The 11,608-nt window shown below is 67.8% G+C and carries 15 protein-coding genes; 8 read left to right on the top strand and 7 right to left on the bottom strand.

Annotation, left to right across the window (positions count from 1 at the left end):
- Positions 1 to 1,084 (bottom strand): hypothetical protein (locus FOA17_RS18020; RefSeq protein WP_149142891.1); only part of this gene is annotated, 1,084 nt, incomplete at its 3' end.
- 405 nt (positions 1,085 to 1,489) lie between these two features.
- Here FOA17_RS18020 and FOA17_RS18015 point away from each other — a divergent pair.
- On the top strand, positions 1,490 to 2,755 hold the full coding sequence (locus tag FOA17_RS18015; protein WP_162528315.1) for a calcium-binding protein: 1,266 nt from the start codon (positions 1,490 to 1,492) through the stop codon (positions 2,753 to 2,755).
- Positions 2,756 to 2,794: 39 nt separating this feature from the next.
- On the opposite strand, the gene FOA17_RS18010 is transcribed toward FOA17_RS18015, so the two are convergent.
- Positions 2,795 to 3,148 carry an ArsR/SmtB family transcription factor gene (locus tag FOA17_RS18010; RefSeq protein ID WP_149142889.1) on the bottom strand — a complete coding sequence of 118 codons (354 nt, stop codon included), beginning with the start codon at positions 3,146 to 3,148 and terminating at the stop codon, positions 2,795 to 2,797.
- A gap of 69 nt (positions 3,149 to 3,217) precedes the next feature.
- On the bottom strand, positions 3,218 to 3,718 hold the full coding sequence (locus FOA17_RS18005; RefSeq protein WP_149142888.1) for a flavin reductase family protein: 501 nt from the start codon (positions 3,716 to 3,718) through the stop codon (positions 3,218 to 3,220).
- Positions 3,719 to 3,873: 155 nt separating this feature from the next.
- Here FOA17_RS18005 and FOA17_RS18000 point away from each other — a divergent pair, with 155 nt between their 5' ends.
- Positions 3,874 to 4,815, top strand: coding sequence for a magnesium transporter CorA family protein (locus FOA17_RS18000; protein ID WP_149142887.1), 942 nt, complete (start codon positions 3,874 to 3,876; stop codon positions 4,813 to 4,815).
- Positions 4,806 to 5,945, top strand: coding sequence for an alpha-D-ribose 1-methylphosphonate 5-triphosphate diphosphatase (locus FOA17_RS17995; protein WP_149142886.1), 1,140 nt, complete (start codon positions 4,806 to 4,808; stop codon positions 5,943 to 5,945). Before FOA17_RS18000 ends, FOA17_RS17995 begins: the two co-directional genes overlap by 10 nt.
- A 102-nt stretch (positions 5,946 to 6,047) precedes the next feature.
- Here the strand turns inward: FOA17_RS17995 and FOA17_RS17990 are convergent, their stop codons facing one another.
- Complete coding sequence (locus tag FOA17_RS17990) at positions 6,048 to 6,296, bottom strand: DUF2312 domain-containing protein (RefSeq protein WP_149142885.1); 249 nt, start codon at positions 6,294 to 6,296, stop codon at positions 6,048 to 6,050.
- A 244-nt stretch (positions 6,297 to 6,540) separates the two neighbouring features.
- On the opposite strand from FOA17_RS17990, the gene FOA17_RS17985 reads away from it, so the two are divergent.
- On the top strand, positions 6,541 to 6,756 hold the full coding sequence (locus FOA17_RS17985) for a hypothetical protein (RefSeq protein ID WP_149142884.1): 216 nt from the start codon (positions 6,541 to 6,543) through the stop codon (positions 6,754 to 6,756).
- Positions 6,757 to 6,763: 7 nt separating this feature from the next.
- On the opposite strand, the gene FOA17_RS17980 is transcribed toward FOA17_RS17985, so the two are convergent.
- From FOA17_RS17980 to FOA17_RS17970, 3 genes are all read right to left on the bottom strand, one after another.
- Positions 6,764 to 8,644 carry an enoyl-CoA hydratase-related protein gene (locus FOA17_RS17980; protein WP_149142883.1) on the bottom strand — a complete coding sequence of 627 codons (1,881 nt, stop codon included), beginning with the start codon at positions 8,642 to 8,644 and terminating at the stop codon, positions 6,764 to 6,766.
- Positions 8,645 to 8,724: 80 nt separating this feature from the next.
- Positions 8,725 to 8,919, bottom strand: coding sequence for a hypothetical protein (locus tag FOA17_RS17975; protein ID WP_149142882.1), 195 nt, complete (start codon positions 8,917 to 8,919; stop codon positions 8,725 to 8,727).
- Positions 8,920 to 8,935: 16 nt separating this feature from the next.
- A complete protein-coding gene (locus tag FOA17_RS17970; protein ID WP_149142881.1) occupies positions 8,936 to 9,262 on the bottom strand; it encodes a TraR/DksA family transcriptional regulator in 327 nt (108 codons plus the stop codon).
- Positions 9,263 to 9,419: 157 nt separating this feature from the next.
- Between FOA17_RS17970 and FOA17_RS17965 the strand changes: the two genes are divergently transcribed.
- The 4 genes from FOA17_RS17965 to FOA17_RS17950 are packed head-to-tail and all read left to right on the top strand — an operon-like array spanning position 9,420 to position 11,607.
- Positions 9,420 to 10,283 (top strand): MBL fold metallo-hydrolase, encoded by an 864-nt coding sequence (locus FOA17_RS17965; RefSeq protein ID WP_203232352.1) that lies wholly within the window; start codon positions 9,420 to 9,422, stop codon positions 10,281 to 10,283.
- A 39-nt stretch (positions 10,284 to 10,322) separates the two neighbouring features.
- The gene (locus FOA17_RS17960; protein WP_149142910.1) at positions 10,323 to 10,745 is read left to right on the top strand and encodes a YeeE/YedE family protein; all 423 of its coding nucleotides are present in this window, start codon (positions 10,323 to 10,325) and stop codon (positions 10,743 to 10,745) included.
- Positions 10,745 to 11,176 carry a DUF6691 family protein gene (locus FOA17_RS17955; RefSeq protein WP_149142879.1) on the top strand — a complete coding sequence of 144 codons (432 nt, stop codon included), beginning with the start codon at positions 10,745 to 10,747 and terminating at the stop codon, positions 11,174 to 11,176. Before FOA17_RS17960 ends, FOA17_RS17955 begins: the two co-directional genes overlap by 1 nt.
- A gap of 14 nt (positions 11,177 to 11,190) precedes the next feature.
- On the top strand, positions 11,191 to 11,607 hold the full coding sequence (locus tag FOA17_RS17950; protein ID WP_149142878.1) for a protein tyrosine phosphatase family protein: 417 nt from the start codon (positions 11,191 to 11,193) through the stop codon (positions 11,605 to 11,607).
- The last annotated feature ends 1 nt before the right edge of the window (position 11,608 follow it).

The following is an 11,608-nucleotide window of genomic DNA, read 5'->3' as shown; positions in this document are numbered from 1 at the left end:
GGCTTGATCCACCCGACTTCGGCCGTTTGCGCGACGACAGACACCGCTCGGGGCGAAAAACGCTTGCCCAGCGAGCAAAATCAGGCGATCTTGAAGTCAAGCGGCAGGCCACTTGGGGAATGTCGGTGTAATGGTCGCTGACGCGGATGAAATAGGTGCCGCTGCTGGCGGCGGTCCAGTCCAGCGTGCCGCCATCGTAATTGGTGCGCAGCACCTGACCCGAGGCATTGAGCAGCTCGATCCGCATATGGGCGTTGGTGCCCAGTGCCGCCGTCAGCGAAAAGTCATAGCTGCGGCCGGCGATCAGGTTCACGCGGAACATGTCCACGTCATTCGACTGATCGAGGTTGGAGCTGATATTGCCCGATCCGCCGATCACCGCGGTGGTCGCGGTGGTGTTCACGATCGTGTCGCCCATGCGCGAGACGATGGTATATTGGCCCTCGGCCTCCTCGTCGCCGGAATAGTGGTCACTGACGCGCAGGAAATAGGTGCCGGTGGTCAGGGCCGTCCAGTCCAGCGTGCCGCCATCGTAATTGGTGCGCAGCACCTGGCCGCTGCCATTGACCAGTTCGATCATCATATGGGCGCCGCTGCCCGCCGCCGCGATCAGCGAGAAATCGTAGGTCAGCCCGGCGGTCATGTTCACCCGGAACATGTCAACGTCTTTCGACTGGCCCAGTTCGCGCGTGGTGCTGCCGGTGCCGGCAATCGCCACCTGCGTGGCGGTGGTGCCGATGACATCGTCATTCAGCCCGGAGGTGAGGAAATAGTTGCCCTCTGCGGCACTGTCGTTGCGGTAATTGTCAAAGATGCGGATGTAGTAGGTGCCGCTCGCGGTGGCGGTAAAACCAATCCGGCCAGTGTCGGTGTTGGTGCTGAGGATCTGGGTCGTCGGGCTGAGCAGTTCGAACTGCATATTGGCGCCCGAACCCGCCTCGGCGATCAGCTGGAAATCATAGGTATAGCCCGCGACGAGGTTGACCTTGAAATAATCGTAATCTTCATTTGCCTCCAGCGCGTTGGAAATCACCCCCTGGCTCAGCCAGTAGGACGTGGAAGTATTGCCGGGAACGTCGGGCATGTCGGTCTCCTCAAATCGCAACTGCAACGCAGGGTGGTGGCGTGCATCACAAAGGCACGCCGACGGTGCGCCAGTCATGCCCCGGAGAGGCCGCAGAGGAAAGGGGTTAAAGGTTTATTTCGCGCGTGCAGGCACAAACCAAAGTTTATGCGGCCCGCATTTCGCGCATTTCACGAATTTTACCACCCGGTCAGGTATGGAATTCCATAGGATCAAGGGCTTGCGGCCTCTGCCCCGATTTCGCCACAACCCGCCACAGTTTCCACATCATGCACACACAGTTTCGCCACAATTGCGCGTGGCGGGTGGCGAATCGTGCGGCCCCGGCCCTAGTCTGCGCCTTGCCGCCCTGGTTGCAGGCCCATGGGGGGCGCGTTCCTCGTATCCTTCATGAACAGGTGTGACATGCCGCTGCTTCCCCCGCTTCAACCCGCCCCGACCGGGCCTTTCCTCCAGACGCTGACCGGCGCCGCGGGGGCCGAGACCCTGACCGGCGGCTCTGGCGCCGACCTGATCTATGGCGGTGGCGGCAATGACACGATCCGCGGCAATGGCGGTAATGACTACCTCGCAGGCGGTGCCGGGCAGGATGCGCTTCTGGGCGGGCCGGGCAATGACACGCTGCTGGGCGATGATGGCAATGACGCGCTCTATGGCGGCGCGGGGCGCGACCTCCTGTTCGGCGGGGCGGGCAATGACCTGCTGCATTCCGGCGCGGGCGACAGCACGCTGGTTGGCGGCGCGGGGTCGGATGTGCTGGTGGCGCGGCAGTTGGAGGGCGGGCTGAAATTCCTGTTCGGGGGCGAAGGCGCCGACAGGTTCGACCTGCAATATGTCTCTGCCGCCAGCTATTCCGAGGCCGTGCTGGCGGATTTCACCCTGGGGCAGGACAGCTTTACCGTCGATGGCGTCGCCGGCGACACGGTGATGAATGCCGGGAACCTGATCACGGTCGCGGGCCGGCAGCTCTGGGTCACGCTGGCCGGCGGCGACAATGTCGTCTTTGAGGATGTGACGGCCGAGGCCGCGCAGATGACCTGGGGCCTGACCGGCAATGACACGATCATGGGCGACAATCGCGCCAACCGGCTGTTCGGCGGCGAGGGCGACGATGTGCTGGACGGCGATTACGGCAATGACCTGCTGGTCGGCGGCGCGGGGCGCGACACGCTGCTGGGCGGGTCGGGCGATGACATCCTGGGCGGCAACAGGGGCGCCGACCTGCTGATCGGCGATTTCGGCAATGACACGCTGTTTGGCCATTCCGATCAGGACACGCTGTTCGGCGGGGCTGGCAATGACCAGATCTGGGGGGGCGACCAATCCTCGCATCTGTTCGGCGACGATGGCAATGACTGGTTGCAGGCCCGCCTCGGCAAGGGCGGCGACAGCCGGCTGACCGGGGGCGCCGGGCAGGATGCCTTTGATTTCTTCAACCCCACGGCCGGCAAGGGCGCGCATTCGGTCATCACCGATTTCAGCAGCGGTGAAAGCGTGACGATCGGCGGCCAGTCGCTCTCGGCCTATATCGCCGCGCAGGGGCTGGGCTTTGACGAAACCGCCGCTGGCGGCCGGCTGGTGCTGGCGGCGGGCGCGGGCTCGATCACCTTCGAGGGCTGGACGGCCCTTGGCCTTGCCGCCGAATTCGGCTGGACCGGCGTTCTGGGCTGATCGCGCGGGCCGCGGTTTTGCGCAGGGGGGCGGGCCCGGTCAGCCGGGCTTTGCCCCCTTGCAGAACATCTCGTAGACCATGCCGATGGCGGTCGCGACCTTGGGATCCTGGATCGAATAGAACATGGTCTTGCCGTCGCGCCGGCAGGAAACCAGCCCCTCCAGCCGCAACCGCGCGAGCTGCTGGCTCACCGCCGCCTGGCGCGATGACAGCAGCGCCTCCAGCTCGCTGACCGATTTCTCGCCCGATTGCAGATGGCACAGGATCATCAACCGCCCCTCATGCGCCAGTGCCTTGAGGAACCCGGCCGCCGCCGTGGCCTGGGTCAGCATCTCGTCCGGCGGCAGCACACCGCAGGATTCGGGGTCGGGGGGCAGGGTTTCAACGGACATGACAGGTTCCGGGATCAACAGGGCATGTATCAGAATATGTGCATGTCGCGGAAAAATCCAATGCGACGCTCAGCCGCCATGCACAAAACCGCCATAGGCACCCTGGCTGAACACCAGCGGCGCCCCGTCGCGCAGCACAAAGCGTTCCACATGACCCAGGATGATGCAGTGATCACCGCCGTCATGGCAGGCCACCTGCCGGCAATCGAACCGGGCCAGCGCCCCGGGAATGACCGGCACGCCCTCGGGCGTCCGCTCATGCGCCAGCCCGTCAAAGCCGGGACCGCCGCGGGCAAAACGCGCGATCAGCGCGAATTGCTCCACCCCCAGCACATGAATGGCATAGCGCGGCGCAGAGACAAAGATGTCGAACCGGGCCGAGCGTCGGGCAGGCGACCACAGGACCAGCGGCGGATCGAGCGAAACCGAGGCGAAACTGTTCGCCACGAACCCCGCCGCCCCCTCTGGCCCCTCGGCCGTGACCAACGTGACCCCGGTCGCGAAGCGGCCAAGCGCATCGCGGAACTCCCGCTGGGTGGCGGGGCCGGTGGTCTTCACGATATCTTTCATTCCGCTGGTCTTTCCTCTGTCCGCGCCAGTCTCTTTTGCGATATCGGCAGGTTTTGGGCAAGATCGGGCCTTTCGCGGGGTCTGGCCGCCGCGCGGGGCTTTTCGCCGCCCCGACAGGCGGCTAGGCAAGGAGGAACGAGTTCGGAACCCCTGCCATGCTGACCGCCTACCGCCCCGAAAACGGCAAGATGATCGCCGGTGCGCCGCCCGAAACGGCGCTCTGGATCGACCTGTTCCAGCCCACCGAGGCCGAGATTGCCCGCCTCGCCACACTTGGAATCGCCATCCCCTCGCTGGCCGACATGGAGGAGATCGAGCTGTCGAACCGGCTTTATCACGAGGATGCGGCGCATGTGATGACCATCGTGACCACCGGCCAGACCGCCGCGGGCACCCGCATCTCGGGGCCGGTCACCTTCATCCTGACGCGCGAACGGCTGGTGACGGTGCGCCATCACACCCCCCGCCCCTTCGAGACCTGGCCCAACCGCGCCGGCAAGGCCGCCGCCGGCACCGCCAGCCCCGGCGCCATCCTGCTGGGCCTGGCCGAGGAAATCATCGGCCGCCTCGCCGACCATCTGGAGGAAACCAGCCGCGGCCTCGACAGCGTTTCGGCCACGATCTACGCCGCCGACCCGGCGCTGCGCACGCAGGAACGGCTGCAACTGACGCTGCAACAGGTGGGCCGCGAAGGCGAGATGCTGGGCCGGCTGCGCCTGTCGCTGCTGACACTGGGCCGCGCCATCGGCTTTGTCATGCCGCTGCCCGAGATGCGCCCGCTGGCAGAGGTCGCCGCCACCCTGTCACGCGACCTGCAAGCGCTGGAGGTCCATGCCGATTTCCTCGGGCAGCGCGTCGCGCTGGCCTCGGATGCGACCCTGGGCATGATCGACCTTGCGCAGAACGCAACCGTGCGCATCGTCTCGGTCGTCTCGGCGCTGTTCCTGCCGCCGACGCTGATCGCCTCGATCTATGGCATGAACTTTGCCCGCATGCCCGAACTGGCACAGCCCTGGGGCTATCCGATGGCGCTCGGGCTGATGCTCGCCTCGGCACTGCTGACCTGGGCCTATTTCAAGTGGAAGAAATGGCTGTGATCCTGGGCAATGCGCAGATCATCCTGCCCGACCGCGTCACGCGCGGCGCGCTGCATGTGGCGGGCGGGCGCATCGTCGCGCTGGAGGAAGGCACCGCCCTGCCCCCGGGCGCCGAGGATTGCTGCGGCGATTTCCTCGCCCCCGGCCTGATCGAACTGCATACCGACAATCTCGAACGCCATATAGAGCCGCGCCCCAGGGTGCATTGGCCGCATGAGATGGCGATCCTCGCCCATGATGCCGAACTGGCGGCCTGCGGCATCACCACCGTCTTCGACGCGCTGCGCGTGGGCTCGCTCCCCTCGCGCAACAAGGGCAATTACGGCGAGTATGCCCGCGGCCTTGCCGACGAGATCCTCGGCCTGCGCGCGGCGGGGGTGCTGAAGATCAGCCACCGCCTGCATCTGCGCGCCGAGATCTGCTCCGAAACCCTGCCCGAGGAACTGGCGAAATTCGGCCCCGCCGATCAGGTCGGCATCGTCAGCCTGATGGACCACACGCCCGGCCAGCGGCAATTCCGCGATCTGGCGCAGTTGCGCGCCTATCTCACCGGCAAGCACGGCTTCACCGCGGCGGAATTCGACCACCACGTCGCCGACCGCATCGCCCTGTCGGAACGGGTCGGCCCCGCGCATGAGGCGGCGGCGGTGGCGGCCGCGGCCCGGCTGGGCGCGCATCTGGCCAGCCATGACGACACGACGGCCGATGATGTCGCCCGCTCGGCCCGCCATGGCGTGCGCTTTGCGGAATTTCCCACCACGCTTGCCGCGGCCGAAACCTGCCGCCGGACCGGTATCGCGGTGATGATGGGCGCGCCGAACCTCATCCGGGGCGGATCGCATAGCGGCAATGTCGCGGCGCAGACCCTCGCGCTGGCGGGCTGCCTCGACATCCTCTCCTCCGATTATGTCCCGGCGGCATTGCTCACGGCGGCGCTGCGACTGGGCGATCTCTGGGGCAATCCCGCGCGCGGCATCGCCACCGTCACCGCCGCCCCCGCCGCCGCGACCGGGCTGCACGATCGCGGCCGCCTCGCCCCGGGCCTGCGCGCCGACCTGATCCGCTTTCGCCGCCACGGCGCCAGCGCATTGTTGCGCGGGGTCTGGGTCCGGGGCGCCCGCGTCGCCTGACCCCTTCATCTGTTCACAAATATCCTGCGGGGAGGTCCGGAGGGGTGCAAAACCCCTCCGGCGCGGGCCGTCGCGGCAAGGCCATGGCGGCCAGAGCCGGCCTCAATTCATGCCAAGCGCCTGCTTGTACATCTCGAGGATCGCCTCCTCCTCGGCGATGTCATCGGCCTTGCGTTTGCGCAGGGCGATGATCTTTTTCATCACCTTGGTGTCATAGCCGCGCCCCTTGGCCTCGGCCATCACCTCTTTCTGCTGTTCGGTGATGTCCTTCTTTTCGGCCTCGAGCTGCTCATAGCGCTCGATGAACTGGCGCAGCTCATCCGCCGTCACATTATAGGGATCGTCGCTCATGCTTGCCTCTTGTCTGGGGTTTTATCTGGGTTTGCCCTTCCCTAGCCGTGGCGGCGGGCGGGGGTCAAGTCGCGGCGGGGTCCGAGATCGGCGGCGTTCCTTCTGATACCTTTGCACACTTGCCAGCGGCGCGCGGCTCGGCTACCCCGGATTGGCGGGCCGAGCCCGCACGATTTTGCGCCAGAGGCAAGCATCCGGGAAGGTGCGGGCGCAACGCGGAACAAGACCGGACAGGGGATGTGACATGGATTGGTTGGTGGGGATCGGTGCGGTGATCGCACTGGCTGGGGTCGCCGGGCTGATCTGGTGCATCCTGCTCGCGCTCAAGGCCCGCAAGAGCGCCGCGAATGACGATGACCTGCGACTGCGGCTGCAACGGGTGGTGCTGCTGAACATGGGCGCGCTCGGGGTTTCGGCGCTTGGGCTGATGGTGGTGGTGGCCGGCATCGTGCTGGCCTGACCGGGCCTCAGCCCAGATCGGCAAAGCGGCCCCCCCTGCCCGCCAGTTCGGCCAGCAGCGGCGCGATGGCCCAGAGGTCGGGCGCCTCCTCGGCCCATCCTTCCAGATCGCGGCGCAGGATCATCAGCCCGCGCCGGTCGGCCCAGAACATCGGTCCGCCCTGCCAGCGCGGAAAACCCGCCCCCGTGACCAGCGCAAAGTCGATCTCGTCGGCCGAGACGACGATCCCGCGCCCCAGCAGCCGGGCACCCTCGTTCACCATGGCGGCCAGAATGCGGTGAAGGATCGGGCGCTGCACGGCCTCGGGCGTGGCGGGGCGCGGCTGCGCACCCTCTGGCGCCAGTTGCGGCAGGCCAAAGCCCGCCAGCGCCGCCGCCAGATCGCCCGGCTCCACCCCTTGCGCGGTCAGATGCGCGACCGCGGCGCGACCCGCCGCCATCACGCGGCCCGGCACGCCGCCGGGGGCCGCGCTGCGCAAGACGCCAAGACCCAGCCCCCGCGCCAGGGCCTGCGCGCGCAGCACCTGCGCGGGCGCGGTGTATGGGGTCACCACGATCTCGGCCAGCCGCGCGCCGGCAGGGCGAAAGCCCAGCAGATCGGCCGCGCGCGTGCCGGGATCGACCGCGCCGCGCCCGATCAGCGCCAGCAGCGTGCCGGGCGGCGTGGCCTCCATCGCCTCGGGCAGCAGCCGATCATCGGCGGCCAGAACCGCATCGCATTCCGACAGCGCCGCCGCCGCCAGCCCGGTGCCCAGCCGCGCCCATTCCGCGTCGCGCGCGGCCTCGGTCAGGCGATTGTCGGCCACCGCCTTGTCATGCTGCGCCGCGATCCGCTCCAAGGCCTGCACCAGCTGCGGCCGCGTCGGATCGACCAGCGTCACCGACAGGCCCGCATGCAGCGCCGGCAGCGCCAGATCGGCTGCCGCCGCCCCCATCAACCCCAGCCGCCGCACCGGCGGCAACTCGGGGCGCGGGGTGATCCGGGTCTCGGCAAAGCGCGCGGCGCGGCGTTCGGCAAAAAAGGCGTGGCGCAGGCCGCGCGATTCCGGGGTATCGACCAGATCGGCAAAGGCCGCAGCCTCGAAATCGAGGCCCGCCTCAAAGGGCAGAAGCTGCGCCGCCTCCACGCAGTCAACGATGCGGCGCGGCGCAGGCAGCCGCCCCGAGGCGACCCGGCCGCGCCAGGCTGCGACCGCCTGCTGATAGGCCAAGCCGTCGCGCAGCCCCTCGCGCCGGTCGGCGCTGCGGCGCGGCGGCATGCCCGCAAGATCGGCCGCGCGTTGCAGGGCGGCCAGGTCCAGCCCCTCCTCCACCACGCGGTCCAGCAGGCCAAGCGCCAATGCCTCGGCCGCCGGCACCGGGCGCCCGGTGATCATCAGCCGCAGCGCCTGATCGGCGCCGATCAGCCGGGGCAGGCGCTGCGTGCCCCCCGCCCCGGGCAGGATGCCCAGCGTCACCTCGGGCAGACCGACCTGCGCCGAGGCCAGCGCCACCCGGCCATGCGCGGCCAGCGCCAGTTCCAGCCCGCCGCCAAGCGCCGTGCCATGCAGCGCCGCCACCACCGGCTTTTGGCAGGCCTCGATCCGGTTGCACAAAGCGGGCAATTGCGGGTCGCGGGGCGGGGCATCGAATTCGCGGATATCGGCCCCGGCGGGAAAGCTGCGCCCGGCGGCGCGCAGCACGATGGCCGCAATGGCGGGGTCGGCCTCCGCCGCCTCGATCGCCTGCCAGAGCGCCTGTCGCAGCGCATGGCCAAGCGCGTTGACCGGCGGCGCATCCAGGATCAGCACAGCCGTCATGCCGTGATCGACCCGTGTCACCAGCCCTGCGCCCGCCGCATCATCCGCCATCTTGCCCCCAAGATCCCGCGCCGCCAGGGCGCGCCCCATCTTCGCAGTAAGAATCGAAACGGGGCGGATGGCAATCCCGCCCCGCCCCGAAAACGCTGTCGCGCAAGGGTTTTTCGCCGTCAGACCGGCATGTTGTCGAAACCGTCCTCGATCATCTCGTCCAGATCGGTGTCCACCTGCGCGGCCCTGCGCGCCTCGGCGGGGCGTTCGGCCCCAAGCCCCCTGGCCGGCAGGATGCCCATCAGCCCCTGCATTTCCGCCAGCAACAGCGCGAGGGCGGCCTGTTGCGCCTGCTGCATGTCCTGAACCTGCATCCTGCCTCTCCTTCTGTCAGGCCGCGCAATTGCGGCAGAACGGGGTGAAGGGCAGCACATCCAGCCGCTCTTCGCCAATCTCGGCGCCGCATTTCGCGCAGGCGCCATATTCCCCCTCGGCGATGCGGGCCAGCGCCGCCTCGATCATGCGGATTTCCTGCTGGCCGGAAAGGCCGATCCCCTCCAGCACCTCATCGCCCTCGCGCTCGGTCGCCATTTCCTCCCAGTCGCGGGCGTCATGGCTGTCAAGCTCGGCCTCGATCTCGTCGAGGCGGGTCTGCAATTCGGCCAGCCGGGCCTCAAGCTGGGCCTTGCGGGCGGAAACGGGGGTCTTCGTCGTCATCGCGTCCTCTCCTCCTGTTGCGCTTCTCCGGTCTAGCCGCCAGCCTGCGCCCTTGCCTTGACTCAGGTCAAGAACTTGCCAAAGACATATTCAAACCTTGCAATGCGTCTGACGCCGCCTATATGCTGGCGCAAACCAGCGGAGATCCCCGATGACCCTGTCCCCCGCCGTGCATGCGTTTTTCGACGAGGCCACGAACACCATCACCTATGTCGTGCAGGAACCGCAGGGCCGCGGCTGCGCGGTGATCGACAGCGTTCTGGATTTCGACTATGCCTCGGGGCGGACCGATACAAGATCGGCCGATGCGGTCATCGCCTTTATCCGCGAAAATGATCTTGATCTGCAATGGGTTATGGAAACCCATGTCCATGCCGACCACCTGTCGGCGGCGCCCTATATCCAGGAACGGCTGGGCGGGCAGATCGGCATCGGCGAAAGGATCACCGTCGTTCAGGAAACCTTTGGCAAGATCTTCAACGAGGGCACGCGGTTCCAGCGCGACGGGTCGCAATTCGACCGCCTGTTCCGCGAGGGCGATGTCTTCATGATCGGCCAGATGCGCGGCGAGGTATTGCATACCCCCGGCCATACCCCGGCCTGCCTGACCTATGTGATCGGCGACGCGGCCTTTGTGGGCGATACGCTGTTCATGCCCGATTTCGGCACGGCGCGCTGCGATTTTCCCGGCGGCTCGGCCGAGACGATGTTTGATTCCGTGCAAAAGATTCTGGCGCTGCCCGATGCGACGCGCATCTTCGTCGGGCATGACTACAAGGCGCCGGGGCGCGACGTCTATGCCTGGGAAACCACGGTGGGCGCGCAAAAGGCGCTGAATGTCCATGTCGGCGCCGGGCGCAGCCGCGCGGATTTCGTCGCCATGCGGCAGGCGCGCGATGCGACGCTGGCCATGCCCCGGCTGATCATTCCCTCCTTGCAAGTGAACATGCGGGCGGGGCAAATGCCCGAACCGGAGGAGAATGGCGTGAGCTATCTCAAGGTGCCGGTGAACGGGATCTGACCGGCCCCGGCCGGCGGCAGGAACAGGACGCGCGCGATGATGGAAACGGACTGGCTGCTCGGCTTTGCCGGGGGGTTGATGATTGGCGGGGCGGCGGCGCTGTATCTGCTGGTCAACGGGCGGATCATGGGGGCCTCGGGGATCCTGGGCGGGCTGCTTGATGGATCGGACCGCGCGCATTGGCCCGAAAGGCTGAGCTTTCTGGCCGGGCTGATCGGCGTGCCGCTGCTGCTCGCGCCGCTCTGGGCGCCGGAAACGCATCTGACTGGCAATCCGGCGGTGATCGTGGCGGGCGGGCTGCTGACCGGGATCGGCACGCGGCTGGCCAATGGCTGCACCTCGGGGCATGGGGTCTGCGGCATTTCGCGGCTGGCGCCGCGCGGCATCGCGGCGACGGTGTTCTACATCCTGGCCGGGGGCGTGACGGTGGTGCTGTTCCGCCATGTCTGGGGGCTGATCTGATGCAACGCAATCTGTTTGCCCTGCTGGCGGGCGGGCTGTTCGGCGCGGGGCTGCTGGTCTCGGGCATGGTGGACACGAGCAAGGTGCAGGGCTGGCTCGACGTGTTTGGCGCCTGGGATCCGACGCTGGCCTTCGTGATGGGGGGTGCGATCCTGCCGATGGCGATGGCCTGGGCGGTGGCGCGGCGGCGGGGCGTCTCGCTTCTTGGCACGCCGATCCCGGCGCGGGCGGAGCCCAGGCTGGACCATGCGCTGATCCTCGGCTCGGTGATGTTCGGCGCGGGCTGGGGGCTGGCCGGGCTTTGCCCGGGGCCGGCGCTGGCGGTGCTGGGTTTCGGCGGATGGGGCGGCGGGCTCTTTCTTCTGGCGATGGGGCTGGGTATGGTGGCGGCACCCGCATTGCGCCGCCGGCTTGACCGGCTGCCCGCCTGAAGGAATTGCCCCGCATGGACATCCGCGCCCTGACCCCGACCTATGCCGTCTCGCCGCAAATCGCGCCGGAGGACCTGCCCGCGATCAAGGCGGCGGGCTATGTCACCGTGATCGACAACCGCCCCGATGCCGAGATCCCGGCCGATCTGCATACCGACCCGATGCGCCTTGCGGCCGAGGCGGCGGGGCTGCGCTTTGTCGCCAATCCGGTGATCGGCGGCGCGATCACCGAGGAGAATGTCGCGGCGCAGCGCGCGGCAATCGGCGAAAGCGCCGGCCCGGTCTTTGCCTATTGCGCCAGCGGCAACCGTTCCTCGGTGGTCTGGGCGCTGGCCCATGCCGGCACGCAAAGCGCGGATGAGCTGATCGGCATTCCGGCCCGTTTCGGCTATAATCTGGAATGGCTGCGCCCGGCGCTGGAACAAGCCTGAT

It is taken from the genome of Gemmobacter caeruleus (assembly GCF_008271655.1).
Classification (GTDB): Bacteria; Pseudomonadota; Alphaproteobacteria; order Rhodobacterales; family Rhodobacteraceae; genus Gemmobacter; species Gemmobacter caeruleus.
This window is presented reverse-complemented; position numbering and strand designations above follow the sequence as displayed.

What these genes read in the sequence shown, in the direction of transcription:
- FOA17_RS18015 (WP_162528315.1), top strand. Translation starts at nt 1,490, where the DNA reads ATGCCGCTGCTTCCCCCGCTTCAACCCGCCCCGACCGGGCCTTTCCTC.
- FOA17_RS17970 (WP_149142881.1), bottom strand. Translation starts at nt 9,262, where the DNA reads ATGACGACGAAGACCCCCGTTTCCGCCCGCAAGGCCCAGCTTGAGGCC.
- FOA17_RS17950 (WP_149142878.1), top strand. Translation starts at nt 11,191, where the DNA reads ATGGACATCCGCGCCCTGACCCCGACCTATGCCGTCTCGCCGCAAATC.
- FOA17_RS17960 (WP_149142910.1), top strand. Translation starts at nt 10,323, where the DNA reads ATGGAAACGGACTGGCTGCTCGGCTTTGCCGGGGGGTTGATGATTGGC.
- FOA17_RS17990 (WP_149142885.1), bottom strand. Translation starts at nt 6,296, where the DNA reads ATGAGCGACGATCCCTATAATGTGACGGCGGATGAGCTGCGCCAGTTC.
- FOA17_RS17985 (WP_149142884.1), top strand. Translation starts at nt 6,541, where the DNA reads ATGGATTGGTTGGTGGGGATCGGTGCGGTGATCGCACTGGCTGGGGTC.
- FOA17_RS17975 (WP_149142882.1), bottom strand. Translation starts at nt 8,919, where the DNA reads ATGCAGGTTCAGGACATGCAGCAGGCGCAACAGGCCGCCCTCGCGCTG.
- FOA17_RS18005 (WP_149142888.1), bottom strand. Translation starts at nt 3,718, where the DNA reads ATGAAAGATATCGTGAAGACCACCGGCCCCGCCACCCAGCGGGAGTTC.
- FOA17_RS17980 (WP_149142883.1), bottom strand. Translation starts at nt 8,644, where the DNA reads ATGGGGCGCGCCCTGGCGGCGCGGGATCTTGGGGGCAAGATGGCGGAT.
- FOA17_RS17995 (WP_149142886.1), top strand. Translation starts at nt 4,806, where the DNA reads ATGGCTGTGATCCTGGGCAATGCGCAGATCATCCTGCCCGACCGCGTC.
- FOA17_RS18000 (WP_149142887.1), top strand. Translation starts at nt 3,874, where the DNA reads ATGCTGACCGCCTACCGCCCCGAAAACGGCAAGATGATCGCCGGTGCG.
- FOA17_RS18010 (WP_149142889.1), bottom strand. Translation starts at nt 3,148, where the DNA reads ATGTCCGTTGAAACCCTGCCCCCCGACCCCGAATCCTGCGGTGTGCTG.
- FOA17_RS17955 (WP_149142879.1), top strand. Translation starts at nt 10,745, where the DNA reads ATGCAACGCAATCTGTTTGCCCTGCTGGCGGGCGGGCTGTTCGGCGCG.